Here is a 13,448-nt window from a genome sequence, read left to right as displayed (position 1 = left end):
TTCGAATCCCTTCGGGCGCACAGACATCCAGCGAAGTGATCTGAAGGATGGCAGCGACCCGCCCCGCGATGTCCACGTGACGGGATGGGATCGGCATCCGAACGAACGACGAACGGCTTGCGGAGCGATCCCGACTGCTCCGTTCCGGGTCACGCTCTGCCTCCGGGACGGGACGCGGCCTGCGAACCGCTTCATGTTGCTAAGTTCGCAGCACGCGGTTGCTGACATATTTCGGATCGATGAGGGCGTCGGCTACCGATGGGCCGCCAACCGCAGCCTTCCGCGTGCGACCAGGATTGATCCCTCCTGCGCGCGCCGTCAACGCACCACGGGAGACGCTGCGCGAACGCGGCCGCGAGCAAATGCCACGTCCGATCAACCCGCGATTATTTGCGGAGTTGGATCATTCGCGGTAGTCGGGAAACAATGTAGCTGAGCTCACAACTTACGAGACTGTTGTATTTGCTGACATCCCATGCACACTCAGGAGCAAGCAAATGAAAATGGGCTAACCTTGCGTCCTGCTGTAGGTAGGGAGGCGATGGGTCATGGCGATACATGCGGTGACTGGTGAATCGCCGATCGATGCTGGCGCAGCTTCACCGGTAACCAAGGTGCCGCGGCTGCGCGCCTACCTGGCAATGTCGATGGGTTCACTCGGCGTCCTGATCAAGTTCTCCGTGGATTTGGCCATGGCCTCGATCGCGTCTGCCGCAGGTCTGATCTGGGCCCGCGATAGCGGGCTGCCGCTGCCGCCGGTGTGGATGATGGCCTGTTACGCGCCGATGCTGCTGTTGATATTTTTCTTGCGCTCGACCTACCGTCGGTTGCTTCACAGCACCCTGATCGACGAGTTCGTCGCGGTGCAAATGACCGCGGCGCTAGCCGCGATGCTGCTGCTTGGCGGCATGGTCCTCGCCGAAGTCCCTGGATACTTGGGCGGCACGGTGGCCAAGGTTTGGATGGTCACCGCTGTGCTGCTGCCCATCGGCAGGATCTCCGCGGTGCAAGCCAAACGCGTGTTGCGTCGACACCATCTACTGCAATCGCGGACGCTGATCGTTGGTAACGGGATAGTCGCCCGCCACCTTGCGAAGCGCTTCGTTGACACTCCCCAATACGGAATCCTGCCGGTCGGCTTCGTCGACGCCGAACCCCCGTGGACTGCCACCGGCGACGTGGCCGGCCCCGTCCCAGCCGTCGGCACACCAGAGAACATTGCCGACGCGATCCGGCGCACGCGGGCGGAGGCCATCGTCGTCACCTTTTCGAAGACCCGCGACCAAGATCTGATCCCCGTCATCAGGACTGCCCGGCTCGCCGGCCTGACGGTCTGGGTGGTGCCGCGAATGTTCGACAGCGTATGCAAACGGTCAAGAGTCGACTACGTAGGTGGCCTGCCGCTGCTGGTGTTGTCCCACACCAACCCGATGGGTTGGCAATTTGCCGCCAAGCACGTTTTCGACCGGATTCTGGCGGCCGCCATCCTCTTGGTGATCGCACCGGTGTTCGGGCTCCTCACGGCGGCCGTGAAAATGTCCTCACCTGGGCCGGCATTCTTTCGGCAGCCGAGGGTCGGCCGCGACGGCGTCGTCTTCGATTGCTTGAAGTTTCGGTCCATGCGCCCACCTCGAGTCTCGGACACTCAGTTTGCGTTGCACCAGGGCAGTGCACCCGGTGGCGTGGAGGGCGTCGATCGGCGCACGTGGATCGGCAAGATCATCCGGTCGAGTTCCCTCGATGAACTCCCGCAGCTGATCAACGTCATCAAGGGCGAAATGAGCCTGGTTGGCCCACGCCCCGAGCGTCCCGAGTTCGTCGACGTCTTCGACGCCCAAATCCGGCGCTACGGTGAGCGGCATCGGGTCAAGGCCGGGATGACCGGCTGGGCGCAGGTGCACGGCCTACGCGGGCAAACCTCGATCGAGGACCGCGCCGAATGGGATAACTTCTACATCGAGAACTGGTCGCTGTGGCTGGATGTGCAGATTCTCATGATGACGGTGGTCGCCGTACTGCGGCGGGCTGAATAGCACCCGCAAATGGGCAGAGTACCGAGCCCCCCGTGACGTTCGCGGAGACGTGGGGGCCACCGCGCGTGTGGATGCCCAGCCGCATCGAGACTGGGAGGATGGCGAGATGACCCCTGCTGTGATCCAGCGTTGGATCGACATGATTCACGACAACCGCGTCGACGAGCTCGACGACCTGCTCGCCGACGACGCGGTGTTCCATTCGCCGGCGCTGTTCAAGGCTCAGGAGGGCAAGGCGGCGACGGCCACATACTTGACCGCGGCGTCGAAGATGTTCGCGGGTACGGATTTTCGATACGTGGGCCAATGGTTCGGCGAGCGCTCGGCGGTACTGGAGTTCGAGGCGACCATCGACGGCGTCTATGTCGACGGCGTCGACATGATCGTCTGGAACGACGACGAGAAGATCACGTCGTTCAAGGTGATGATCCGCCCGTTCAAGGGGCTGCAGGTGATCATGCCCAGGATGGCCGAGTTGTTGCAATCGGCGTGATCCGGCCGTCGACCGGCCTGCTGCCGCACACGCCGAGCCGGATCGCCTTGGCTGGCACCGGCGGACTGAAGTAATGCCCCTGGGCAAAGCCGCAGCCGTACTCCTTGAGTCGCCGCGCCGTCGCACGGTTCTCCACGCCCTCGGCGACGCTGGCGAGCCGGAACGCCTCGGCCAGCTCGAGCACGGACCGGACGATCGCGGCGGCGCGCTCGTCCTCGAGGATCGGGGCGACGAATTGCCGGTCCAGTTTGAGCTCGTCGATGGGCAGCTCGCGGAGGTACGTCATGGTGGCGTAGCCGCTGCCGAAGTCGTCGATGGCAACGCGGATGCCGGAGTCACGCAGCCGGTCGAGCACGCTGCGGGCCCGCACGACGCTGGCGAGCAGCAGGTCCTCGGTGATCTCCACGCTGAGCGACTCGGGGGGCATGCCGTGCCTGGCCAACGCCGTCAGGATGCGGTCCGGGAGTGTCTCGTCGTCCAGCGACGGCGCGGAGAGATTGATCGCGACGGGGAGGTGGATACCCGCCGAGTACCAGCTGGCGGCGTCCTTCACGGCGCGGCTCAGTACGAGGTCTGTGACGGTCTCCATCAGTCCGTTCTCTCGGACCAGGGGCAGGAAGTCGGCGGGTTCCAGCATCCCGAATTCGGGATGGGGCCAGCGAATCAGTGCTTCGACGCCGACCGCCGAGCCCGTCGTCAGATCGAACTTCGGCTGGTAGACCAAGTCGAGCGTGTTCTCGTCGATGGCTCGACGAAGGTCGCCGAGCAACTGGATGCGCGCGACGCCGCCCCCGTACCCGCTCTTCTCCCGCTGGCTCAGCAGCTGTAGTTCGGTGGCATCGAGTCGCATGTCGGGGGTGAAGGTCCGAGCGCCCGCCGCGTGGGCCCGCTTGGCCGAGTACATGGCGAGGTCCGCGCGGTTGAACAGTTCCTCGGCCGTGAAGTCCGCGCCACCCACTGCGGGTGCGGAGGCCAGCCCGATGCTGAGCGTCATGTAGATGTCTCGGCCGTCCACCACGAATGGGTCGTCGAAGGCTCGGATGACGCGGTCGGCGATGTCGTTGGCGACCGCGGGCACATCCTCGACGAGGATCGCGAACTCGTCCCCACCGAGGCGGGCGACGGTGTCGCCTGGACGCACGCTGTTCTGGATCCGTTCGCCGACGCTGCGCAGCACCTCGTCGCCAACGGGATGGCCCAGGCTGTCGTTGACCAACTTGAAGTCGTCGAGGTCGGCCAGCAGGACAGACACCGGGGCTGAGTTGCGCAGCCGGAGTTGCATGGCGTGTGCCAGTCGGTCGGTGAACAGGGCGCGGTTGGCGAGACCGGTCAGCGGGTCGCGGAGAGCGATTTCGGCGACGGTGACGAGTAGGCGTCGGTTTTGGTCGAGGAGGACGAACTGCCGGATCAGAGTGGCTAGCACCAAAGCGAGGCCCGCGACGAGGATCGGCGCCGTGCTGGCGATCGGCCAGAGCTCGCTGGCGCCGACGACGAGCGCGAACGGGACGGGGAGGTAGGGCAGCCACAGCGGCGCCTGAGACGGCGAGCGCGTCGGCTCGGCGTGCGGCGGGGGCATCTGTCGCGACGCAAGACCGCCCAAACCGATGAGGTACATGCCCGCCGCCCAACCGAATACGACGAGGTAGTTGGAGTCCAGATCGTGAACCGACAGGGACACGTAGACGGCGTCCGATACACCGACGGCGACGAAGCCAGCCGTGACGAGGGCGGGGCTGGTGCGATAGCCGTGGCGCGTACTGACCAGCACCATCACGCCGATGGTGACCATCGCGAGGTCGGCGATCGGATAGACGACCGCCAGCGCGAATGAGGTCGCTGGCACGTCGACGCTGTCGAACAGGTCGCGCAGGACGAAGGCCCAGGCCAACATGAACAACGACGTCGTCACGATGACCGCGTCCAGCACCAGCCGAACGCCGACGCGAGTCCCGCCTGAAGTCGGGACGAAGAGGGCGGCCAGGCAGATGCCGACGGAGAGCAGCAGGAAGAAGTAATCGGGAGCCAGAACCGGGCGCATGCCCTGTCCGGCGGAGAGGTCGACGGTGGCCCTGAGGACGGTGCCCACCACGCAGCCCGCCAACCCGAAGGCCACGAATGACCACGCGATCCGATGCCGCCCGCGTGAGCCCTTTGCCGCGACCAGGGCGCACGAGAGCGCGAACGCACTGGCCGCGATGGCGCCCCATTCGCTCACCGCGAGAGTCGCTTCCGGCCCGCCGATGCCGACGAGCAACCAGATGGCAAACATCAGCATCCCGATGAGTCCCACGCCAGCGGCCAGGCCCCTCGGTGGTGGCATCATCGATCCCCCCCAGGTCGAATGTCGGTGACGTGATGTTCACAACAACTCGCCGACCGCCTCGCTCAGGGTACTTGGTGTGATTACCGAGCGGATAGCAACCTATGAAGGCGATGCGTTCGGAACCCGATACCGTGGCCGGGTGGACTTGTTGCTGATCGCCGACACGCACGTGCCCAAGCGGGCGCGCGATCTTCCGGCGGTGGTCTGGGCCGCCGTCGCGCACGCCGACGTCGTGGTGCACGCCGGTGATTGGGTGGACGCGGCGTTGTTGGACGAGCTCGAGGCGCGCGCTCACCGGTTGATCGGCTGCTGGGGCAACAACGACGGTGCCGACTTGCGGGAGCGGCTCCCGGAACGCAATGACGTGGTGCTGTCCGGCGTGCGCTTCACCGTGGTGCACGAGACGGGCGCGGCCGCTGGACGCGACGAGCGGATGGCCGCCCTCTATCCGGACACCGACGTCCTGGTGTTCGGGCACAGCCACATCCCCTGGGACACCACCGCGTCGACCGGTTTGCGTCTGCTGAATCCGGGGTCGCCAACGGATCGGCGACGGCAGCCGTTCTGTACCTTCATGACGGCGAGCGTCACGGACTCGGCCCTGACGGACGTCGCGCTGCACCGCGTGTGAGCCGTGGTCTTGGGCAGCGACACACGACGAAGAGGGGATCGTAGGCAGTGATTCGGAGTTCTTCCCTCGCGATGGCGGTGACCGCAGCGTCGATGTTGATCGGTTCGGTGCCGTCGGCAGGCGCGGAGCCGCCGGGGTCGCAGTGCGGCATCAACCTCGAGGCGCCCCAGATCGGGCTCGCGGCTCGGTCACTCCCGCCCGCCATCAGCGGGGTCGACGCCCCGTGGGCGCAGACGGCCTACGCGGGCAACTTCGATCCGTGCGCGACGCTGTCGGCCGCGCTGGTCACGGTCGAGGGCGCCACTGGCAGTTCGCCGGATCACGCGTTGCTGTTTCACTACGGCGAGTACGTCGGTACCGCGACGTCGGTGGCGTATCCCTTCACGTCGTTCGACGCCACCCGCAGTACCGACGCCATGGTGGTGCTCGACTACAAGGATGGCCGCAACGTGTGCACGGCCTGCGACGGCCCACGGGTCGCCGTGCGCTATCAGTGGAAGGACGATGACGTCGAGATGCTCGACCCGGCGCCGCCGACCCCGCCCGGTTAGCCGCGACGGCGAGGTGGACGTGTCCGGCGGCCCAATTGCCAAGCGGCTCAATCCGGATGATCGAAGTGCTCTGAGCAGGCCCGCCATGATCTAGGCTGCGAATTCGTGGGAACCGGTATCAACGGCAAGGTCGTCGCGATCACCGGCGGCGCGCGCGGCATCGGGTTCGCGACCGCCACCGCGCTTCATCGACTCGGAGCGAAGGTGGCGATCGGGGACGTCGACGAGGTCGCGGCCAAGGACGCGGGCACCGCCCTCGGTCTGGAGGTGCACCTGCGGCTCGACGTCACGGACCGGGCGTCGTTCGAGGAGTTCCTGGACAGCGTCGAACACGAACTCGGTCCCATCGACGTGCTGATCAACAATGCGGGCATCTGCCCGGCCGGGCGTGCGGTGGATGAACCCGACGAGGTCACGTTGCGCACGATCGCCATCAACGAGTTCGGCGTGATCCTCGGCACCAAGCTGGGTGCGGCGCGAATGGCCAAGCGGCGCAAGGGTCATGTGATCAACGTCGGCTCGCTGGCCTCGATCACGCCGATGCCGGGCATCGCGACGTATTGCGCGACGAAGCACGCGGTGCTCGGGTACACCGACGCGGTGCGGCTGGAGATGCGGGGAAGCGGGGTGTCGTTCTCCACGGTGATGCCGACGCTGACGAATACGGCGATGGTCGACGGGGTTTCGAGTGCGCGTGGATTTAAGAACGCCGAACCCGACGACATCGCGGCTGGCATCGTGGGGCTGATCCGCAAGCCGCGCCCGCATCTGATGGTGACGAAGTCGGCCGGTCTGGCCACGCTGTTCATGCGCAACTTCACGCCCCGGATCGTGAATGAGACGGTCCGCCGGTTCCTTCGCGCGGACGTCATCTTCGCCGAGGGTCTGGACGTCGCCGGGCGCCGTGAGTACGAGGAACGCGCCCGCCACACGTAGCTCGCCGAGTTCGAGAACTGGCTGACGTGACAGTGAATATCGTGTCGAACCGCCTCGGCGGGACCAGTCGGGTGGCAATCTCGTTGCCATGGATCAGAAGCCGCCTGCCGCCGTCATCGAGTCCGCCCATGCCGCCCACCTCGACGGTCTTCCGTTCGACGACGCGCGCGACTTCGACGACGCGGACCGCGGGTTCGTCGCCGCGCTGAAACCCTGCGTCGTCAAGGCAGCCGACGGACGGGTGGTGTGGGACAACGACGTCTACGACTTTCTGACCGGTGACGCGCCCACCAGCGTGCACCCCAGCCTGTGGCGCCAGTCCACCCTCGCCGCCAAGCAGGGGCTTTATGAGGTGGTCGACGGCATCTATCAGGTCCGCGGACTCGATCTGTCCAACATCAGCTTCATCGAGGGTGACACCGGCGTGATCGTCATCGATCCGCTGATCTCCACCGAGTGCGCCGCGGCGGCGTTGGCCTTGTACCGGGCGCACCGCGGGGACCGTCCGGTCACCGCCGTCATCTACACCCACAGTCACGCCGACCACTTCGGGGGCGTGCTCGGCGTGACCACCCAGGCCGACGTCGACGCGGGCAAGGTCGTGGTGATCGCGCCAGAGGGATTCACCGAGCACGCCATCCAGGAGAACGTGTACGCAGGCACGGCGATGACCCGGCGGGCCTCCTACATGTACGGAACGGTGCTCGCCAGGGGCCCCAAGGGGCAGGTGGGTTGCGGCCTCGGGCAAAACACTTCGGTCGGCGAGATCGCGCTGATCGTCCCGACGCTCGACATCGCCACCACCGGTGAGACGCACACCATCGACGGCGTGGAGATCGAGTTTCAGATGGCGCCCGGCACCGAGGCGCCCGCGGAGATGCACTTCTACTTCCCCAAGTTTCGGGCGCTCTGCATGGCCGAGAACGCCACGCACAACCTGCACAACCTGCTGACGCTGCGCGGCGCGCTGGTGCGCGATCCGCACGGCTGGTCGGGCTATCTCACCGAGGCCATCGACAGCTTCTCCGACCGCGCCGACGTCGTGTTCGCCTCACACCACTGGCCGACGTGGGGCAAGGACCGGATCGTCGAATTCCTGTCGCTGCAACGCGATATGTACGCCTACCTTCACGACCAGACCCTGCGTCAACTCAACCAGGGTTTCACTGGCGTCGAGATCGCCGAGACGTTCACGATGCCGCCCGCGCTGGAGAAGGCGTGGCACACGCACGGGTACTACGGGTCGGTCAATCACAACGTCAAGGCCGTCTATCAGCGCTACATGGGCTGGTTCGACGGCAATCCCGGACGGCTGTGGCAGCATCCGCCCGAGGCGATCGCGCCGCGCTACGTGGAGGCGATCGGCGGCATCGACCGTGTGGTCGAGATCGCGCAGAAGGCCTTTGATGGTGGCGACTTTCGTTGGGCAGCAACATTGTTGGATCACGCAATCTTCACCGACGAGAATCACGCGGCAGCCAAGGCGCTGTACGCCGACACGCTCGAGCAGCTTGCGTACGGCGCGGAGAACGCGACGTGGCGCAACTTCTTCCTGTCCGGCGCCACCGAGCTGCGTGACGGCAACTTCGGGATGGCGGTATCGACCACGTCGATGTCGATGTTGTCGCAACTGTCGCCGGAGCAGATGTTCGACAGCTTCGCGATCGCCATCAACGGACCCAAGGCGTGGGATCTCGTCCTCGCCATCGACGTCACGTTCACCGACCTCGCCGCGAATTACCGGTTGACGCTGCGCAACGGTGTCCTGGTGTATCGCAAGGTGGCAGCCGATCCGGCGACGGCCAACGCGACGGTCACGTTGGCCACGAAGGTGCGGCTGCTGCTGTTCGCGGCGGGCGACGCCACGTCCCCTGGCGTGGAGATCACGGGTGACGCCGCCGCGCTGACGTCGCTGCTTGGGGTGCTCGACAAGCCGGATCCGAGCTTCGCCATCGTCACCCCCTAGCGCCTAGCGCCTAGCGCCTGGCGGCTGTGCGCGGCCCCTGCACACCCGGACGGGCGAATGCGTGCACGCCATATGGTGGCACGGTGCAATTGCTTCTGGTCCGACATGCGCTACCTCTCCGCAGTGAAGCCGGTCAGGGCTCTGATCCCCATCTGTCGGCCGATGGCGTCGAGCAGGCGAAGAGGCTGCCCGACGCGTTGGCGCGCTTCCCCATCAGCAGGCTGCTGAGCAGTCCGCAACGGCGCGCCATCCAGACCGGGCAACCGGTTTCCGATGCGTTGGGCCTTCCCATCGACATCGACGAGCGCATCGCCGAGTACGACTACGAGCTGTCGCACTACACGCCGATCGAGGAAGCCTCCGAGGAGGACATCAAGCGGCTGATGAGTGGTGAGCTTCCTGGCGACGTGGACGCCGACGCCTTCCAGGCCAGGGTCAGGGCAGGCATCGACGACGTGGTCGCCGCCGCCGAGCACGACGCCACGGTCGCGGTGTTCACCCATGGCGGCGTCATCAATTCCCTGGTGCACCAGATCATGAAGACGGAGAGCCTGCTGTGCGTGCAGGTGGACTACACGGGTGTGACGCGACTGCTCTCGCACCGGGACGGACGGCTCAGCGTCGCGTCGATCAATGGCACGGAACACGTATGGGATCTGCTCCCCAGAAATCAGCGATGAGCGCTCGCGCGAAGAGCAGATGGGCCGGATGAGCGCTCGCGCGAAGAGCAGATGGGTCGGATGAGCGCTCGCGCGAAGAGCAGATGGGTCGGATGAGCGCTCGCGCGAAGAGCAGATGGGCCGGATGGTAGACAAGTGCGGTGACCACCGACGCTTCACTGGACGGCCTGGACCTCGGCGCGCTCGACGGGCATCTGCGTGAGATCGGTGTGCCACGCACCGGCGAACTGCGCGGCGAGCTGATCGCGGGCGGCCGGTCCAACCTGACGTTCCTGGTGTTCGACGATGCGTCCAAGTGGGTGCTGCGCCGCCCCCCGCTGCACGGGTTGACGCCGTCGGCGCACGACATGGCCCGCGAGTACAAGGTGGTCGCCGCGCTGGAGGGCACCGCGGTGCCGGTGGCCCACGCCGTGACGATGCGCAACGACGATTCGGTTCTCGGCGCGCCGTTCCAGATGGTCGACTTCGTCCCGGGGCGCATCGTGCGGCACTCGCGGGATCTCGACGCGCTCGGCGACCAGAGCGTCGTGAGCGCGTGCGTCGATGCGTTGATCAAGGTGCTGGCGGATCTGCACGCGCTGGACCCCGAGGCCGTCGGCCTTGGTGACTTCGGTAAGCCGACCGGCTACCTGCGGCGACAGGTGCGGCGCTGGGGCGGGCAGTGGGATCTGGTGCGGACCGACGACGATCCGCGCGACACCGACGTGCGACGGCTGCACGCCGCGCTGGGTGAGGCGCTGCCGCCGCAGAGCAGGACGTCGATCGTGCACGGCGACTACCGCATCGACAACACGATGCTCGACGCGGAAGACGCCACCAAGGTACGGGCGGTGCTCGACTGGGAGTTGTCCACTCTGGGCGACCCGCTGAGCGACGCGGCACTGATGTGCGTCTACCGCCATCCGATGTTCGACATGGTGCACGCCGATGCGGCGTGGTCGTCGCCGTCGATTCCGTCGGCTGATGAACTGGCACAACGGTATTCGGCTGCGGCGGGCCAGCCGCTGGACCACTGGGACTTCTACATGGCGCTGGCGTACTTCAAGCTGGCCATCATCGCCGCGGGCATCCAGTTCCGTGATCGGATGGGTGGCACGACGGAATACGGCGACAACGTCGGCGAGGCCGTCGCCCCACTGATCGCCGCGGGGCTCGCCGAACTAGCTTGACCGCAGCGCGGCCTTGAAGTTCTTCTTGGCAGCGCGCCGCAACTGCACGATGCGGACGATGCCTGCGAACGTGGTCACCAGGCCACCAAGCACTGCCGCGGCCAACAGCGCGACACCCAGTGGCAGGCTCCACGACCAACCCAGGAAGTGGAACGTCGCCGAGTCCGTGTTCTGGGCGATGAAGATCAGCAGGACGATCAGGACCAGGAACCCGACGATCAGGGCCGACCACAGGGCAGCGGCCCTGGTGAAGTGCACCGCGTTCTCGGGCGGCGGCGCCTTTGGCGGTGCGGTGTCGACGACCGGCGGGCCTGGCACCACCGGATCCACCGGGCCAGCCAGGTGGCCCGGGCGGCCCGGTTCGACGGGCGAGAATTGCGGGTCGGTGCTCATTGCCACATCCTTGCCCCTTTTCCGGCGGATTGAAACCGGTGGTCACGGGTGATCACGAGACGGTAATGCTGCATTCAGGCAGAGCTAAAGCCGAGCGACACGAGAGCAAGCTGGTTAGGGTCTCACGAGGCAGGTGACGCCGAAAGGACGCTCGCATGAATCTCACACGACGAACGAAGCACAGAAGTGGTCTGGCCGCGGTGATGGCGGTGCTGACCGTCTTGGCCGCTGCTTGCGGCAGCTCGAACCCGCTCGGCGGCGGTGAGATCTCCGGTGACCTCAAGACGATCGCGATCGGGTCGGCTGACTTCACCGAGTCGACGATCATCGCCGAGATCTACGCACAGACGTTGGAGGCCAACGGATTCGAGATCACCAGGAAGTTCGGTATCGGCAGCCGCGAAGCCTACGTGCCTGCCGTCCAGGATCATTCGATAGACCTGATCCCCGAGTACACGGGCAGCCTGTTGCAGTTCTTCGATCCGGAGACCAAGGCCACCGATCCGGACTCCGTCGAGTTGGCACTGACCCGGGTGCTGCCGGGCGGTCTTTCGATCCTGACGCCGTCCGCGGCCAACGATCAGGACACCGTGGCGGTCACCCAGGAAACGGCCACCAAGTGGAACCTCAAGACGATCGCCGACCTCGCCGCGCATTCGCCAGAGGTGAAGTTCGGTGCGCCGTCGGAGTTCGCGGACCGCAAGGAGGGCCTACCAGGCCTTGAGGCGGCGTACGGGCTCAAGATCGCGCCGGGAAACTTCGTCGCCATCAGTGACGGTGGCGGGCCCGCCACCGTACGGGCGCTCGTCGAGGGCACCATCACCGCCGCGGACATCTTCAGCACGTCGCCGGCGATTCGGGAGAACAACCTGATCCCGCTGCAGGATCCGAAGAACAACTTCCTGGCCGCCAACGTCGTGCCGCTGGTGGCGTCACAAAAGATGTCGGACCAGCTCAAGACGATTCTGGACGCGGTGTCGGCCAAGCTGACGACCGAAGCCCTGATCGAGATGAACACCGCGACGTCCGGCAACGGCGGGGTCGACCCCGAAGAGGCGGCCCGCAAATGGGTACAGGACAACGGGTTCGACAAGCCGGTAGCCGGTTAGACCAGAAGGTAGGGCACATGATCAAGTTCGACGGTGTCACCAAGAAGTATCCGGACGGCACTGTCGCCGTCGACGAGTTGAACCTCGAGGTGCCCGACGGCACGCTCGCGGTGTTCGTCGGCCCGTCCGGCTGCGGCAAGACGACGTCGATGCGGATGATCAACCGGATGATCGATCCGACGTCGGGCACCTTGACGGTCAACGGTGAGGACGTCACCAAGGTCGACGCCGTCAAGCTCCGGTTGGGCATCGGCTACGTCATCCAGAGCGCGGGCCTGATGCCGCACCTGCGCGTCGTCGACAACGTCGCGACGGTGCCGGTGCTGAAGGGCGAATCCCGGCGCACCGCACGCAAGGCCGCGCTCGGCGTGCTGGAGCGGGTGGGTCTGGACCCGAAGTTGGCGGACCGGTACCCGGCGCAACTGTCGGGTGGTCAGCAGCAGCGCGTCGGCGTGGCGCGCGCGCTGGCCGCCGACCCGCCGATCCTCTTGATGGACGAGCCCTTCAGTGCCGTCGACCCGGTGGTCCGTGAAGAGCTTCAGGTCGAAATCCTGCGGCTGCAAAGCGAACTGCGCAAGACCATCGTCTTCGTCACTCACGACATCGACGAGGCGTTGAAGCTCGGCGAGAAGGTGGCGGTGTTCGGCCGCGGGGGCGTGTTGCAGCAGTACGACGCGCCACGGCGGCTGCTCTCCAACCCGGCCAACGACTTCGTGGCGGGGTTCATCGGTGCCGATCGCGGTTACCGCGGCCTGCAGTTCACCCAGGGAACGAGCCTGCCGCTGCACGACATTCGGCACGTCGGCGAAGAGGGCATCGACGCGCTGCAGCTGGCGCCGGGGGACTGGGTCTTGGTGACCAGGTCCGACGGCTCGCCGTACGCGTGGATCAACGCCGACGGGGTCGCAGCGCACCGCGAGGGAAAGTCGCTGTACGACAGCACCATTGCGGGAGGATCGCTGTTCGTGCCCAACGGCACGCTGCGGTTGGCCCTGGACGCGGCGTTGTCGTCGCCCGCCGGGCTCGGCGTTGCCGTCGATGACGCCAAACAGGTGATCGGTGGCATCAGGGCCGACGACGTGCTCGCGGCTCTCGAGGCGGACCGGCTCGCCGAGCAAGCCGGCGAGGGTGGGTAGGGCAGGGCCGTGAACTATCTTTTCACCC

The 13,448-nt window shown here is 66.2% G+C and carries 12 protein-coding genes; 10 read left to right on the top strand and 2 right to left on the bottom strand.

Annotation, left to right across the window (positions count from 1 at the left end; genetic code table 11):
* The first annotated feature begins 548 nt into the window (after positions 1 to 548).
* Together ABW137_RS25400 and ABW137_RS25395 are read left to right on the top strand one after the other, a co-directional pair.
* Positions 549 to 2,033 carry a sugar transferase gene (locus tag ABW137_RS25400; protein WP_526404230.1) on the top strand — a complete coding sequence of 495 codons (1,485 nt, stop codon included), beginning with the start codon at positions 549 to 551 and terminating at the stop codon, positions 2,031 to 2,033.
* 106 nt (positions 2,034 to 2,139) lie between these two features.
* Complete coding sequence (locus ABW137_RS25395; RefSeq protein WP_526404229.1) at positions 2,140 to 2,526, top strand: nuclear transport factor 2 family protein; 387 nt, start codon at positions 2,140 to 2,142, stop codon at positions 2,524 to 2,526.
* Here the strand turns inward: ABW137_RS25395 and ABW137_RS25390 are convergent.
* Positions 2,489 to 4,846, bottom strand: a complete 2,358-nt coding sequence (locus tag ABW137_RS25390) for a putative bifunctional diguanylate cyclase/phosphodiesterase (RefSeq protein WP_526404228.1) — start codon at positions 4,844 to 4,846, stop codon at positions 2,489 to 2,491. The two genes, ABW137_RS25395 and ABW137_RS25390, sit on opposite strands and share 38 nt — an antisense overlap.
* A gap of 142 nt (positions 4,847 to 4,988) precedes the next feature.
* Here ABW137_RS25390 and ABW137_RS25385 point away from each other — a divergent pair, with 142 nt between their 5' ends.
* From ABW137_RS25385 to ABW137_RS25360, 6 genes are all read left to right on the top strand, one after another.
* Complete coding sequence (locus tag ABW137_RS25385) at positions 4,989 to 5,480, top strand: metallophosphoesterase family protein (protein ID WP_526404227.1); 492 nt, start codon at positions 4,989 to 4,991, stop codon at positions 5,478 to 5,480.
* A gap of 71 nt (positions 5,481 to 5,551) precedes the next feature.
* Positions 5,552 to 6,031, top strand: a complete 480-nt coding sequence (locus ABW137_RS25380) for an LppP/LprE family lipoprotein (RefSeq protein WP_526404226.1) — start codon at positions 5,552 to 5,554, stop codon at positions 6,029 to 6,031.
* 105 nt (positions 6,032 to 6,136) lie between these two features.
* Positions 6,137 to 6,967 (top strand): SDR family NAD(P)-dependent oxidoreductase, encoded by an 831-nt coding sequence (locus ABW137_RS25375; protein ID WP_526404225.1) that lies wholly within the window; start codon positions 6,137 to 6,139, stop codon positions 6,965 to 6,967.
* Positions 6,968 to 7,055: 88 nt separating this feature from the next.
* Positions 7,056 to 8,933: an alkyl/aryl-sulfatase gene (locus ABW137_RS25370; RefSeq protein ID WP_526404224.1), complete on the top strand. Its 1,878-nt coding sequence runs from the start codon at positions 7,056 to 7,058 to the stop codon at positions 8,931 to 8,933.
* Positions 8,934 to 9,016: 83 nt separating this feature from the next.
* The gene (locus tag ABW137_RS25365; protein WP_526404223.1) at positions 9,017 to 9,613 is read left to right on the top strand and encodes a histidine phosphatase family protein; all 597 of its coding nucleotides are present in this window, start codon (positions 9,017 to 9,019) and stop codon (positions 9,611 to 9,613) included.
* Between the two features lie 140 nt (positions 9,614 to 9,753).
* The gene (locus tag ABW137_RS25360) at positions 9,754 to 10,782 is read left to right on the top strand and encodes a phosphotransferase family protein (RefSeq protein ID WP_526404222.1); all 1,029 of its coding nucleotides are present in this window, start codon (positions 9,754 to 9,756) and stop codon (positions 10,780 to 10,782) included.
* On the opposite strand, the gene ABW137_RS25355 is transcribed toward ABW137_RS25360, so the two are convergent.
* A complete protein-coding gene (locus ABW137_RS25355; protein WP_526404221.1) occupies positions 10,774 to 11,175 on the bottom strand; it encodes a LapA family protein in 402 nt (133 codons plus the stop codon). The genes ABW137_RS25360 and ABW137_RS25355 overlap by 9 nt on opposite strands.
* A gap of 155 nt (positions 11,176 to 11,330) precedes the next feature.
* Here ABW137_RS25355 and ABW137_RS25350 point away from each other — a divergent pair, with 155 nt between their 5' ends.
* On the top strand, positions 11,331 to 12,284 hold the full coding sequence (locus tag ABW137_RS25350) for an ABC transporter substrate-binding protein (RefSeq protein ID WP_526404220.1): 954 nt from the start codon (positions 11,331 to 11,333) through the stop codon (positions 12,282 to 12,284).
* 17 nt (positions 12,285 to 12,301) lie between these two features.
* Positions 12,302 to 13,420: an ABC transporter ATP-binding protein gene (locus tag ABW137_RS25345; RefSeq protein ID WP_526404219.1), complete on the top strand. Its 1,119-nt coding sequence runs from the start codon at positions 12,302 to 12,304 to the stop codon at positions 13,418 to 13,420.
* Positions 13,421 to 13,448: the final 28 nt, after the last annotated feature.

It is taken from the genome of Mycobacterium sp. (genome assembly GCF_040509115.1).
GTDB lineage: Bacteria > Actinomycetota > Actinomycetes > Mycobacteriales > Mycobacteriaceae > Mycobacterium.
Note: the sequence above shows the minus strand (reverse complement) of the source record. Positions and strands in the feature narration are given on the sequence as shown.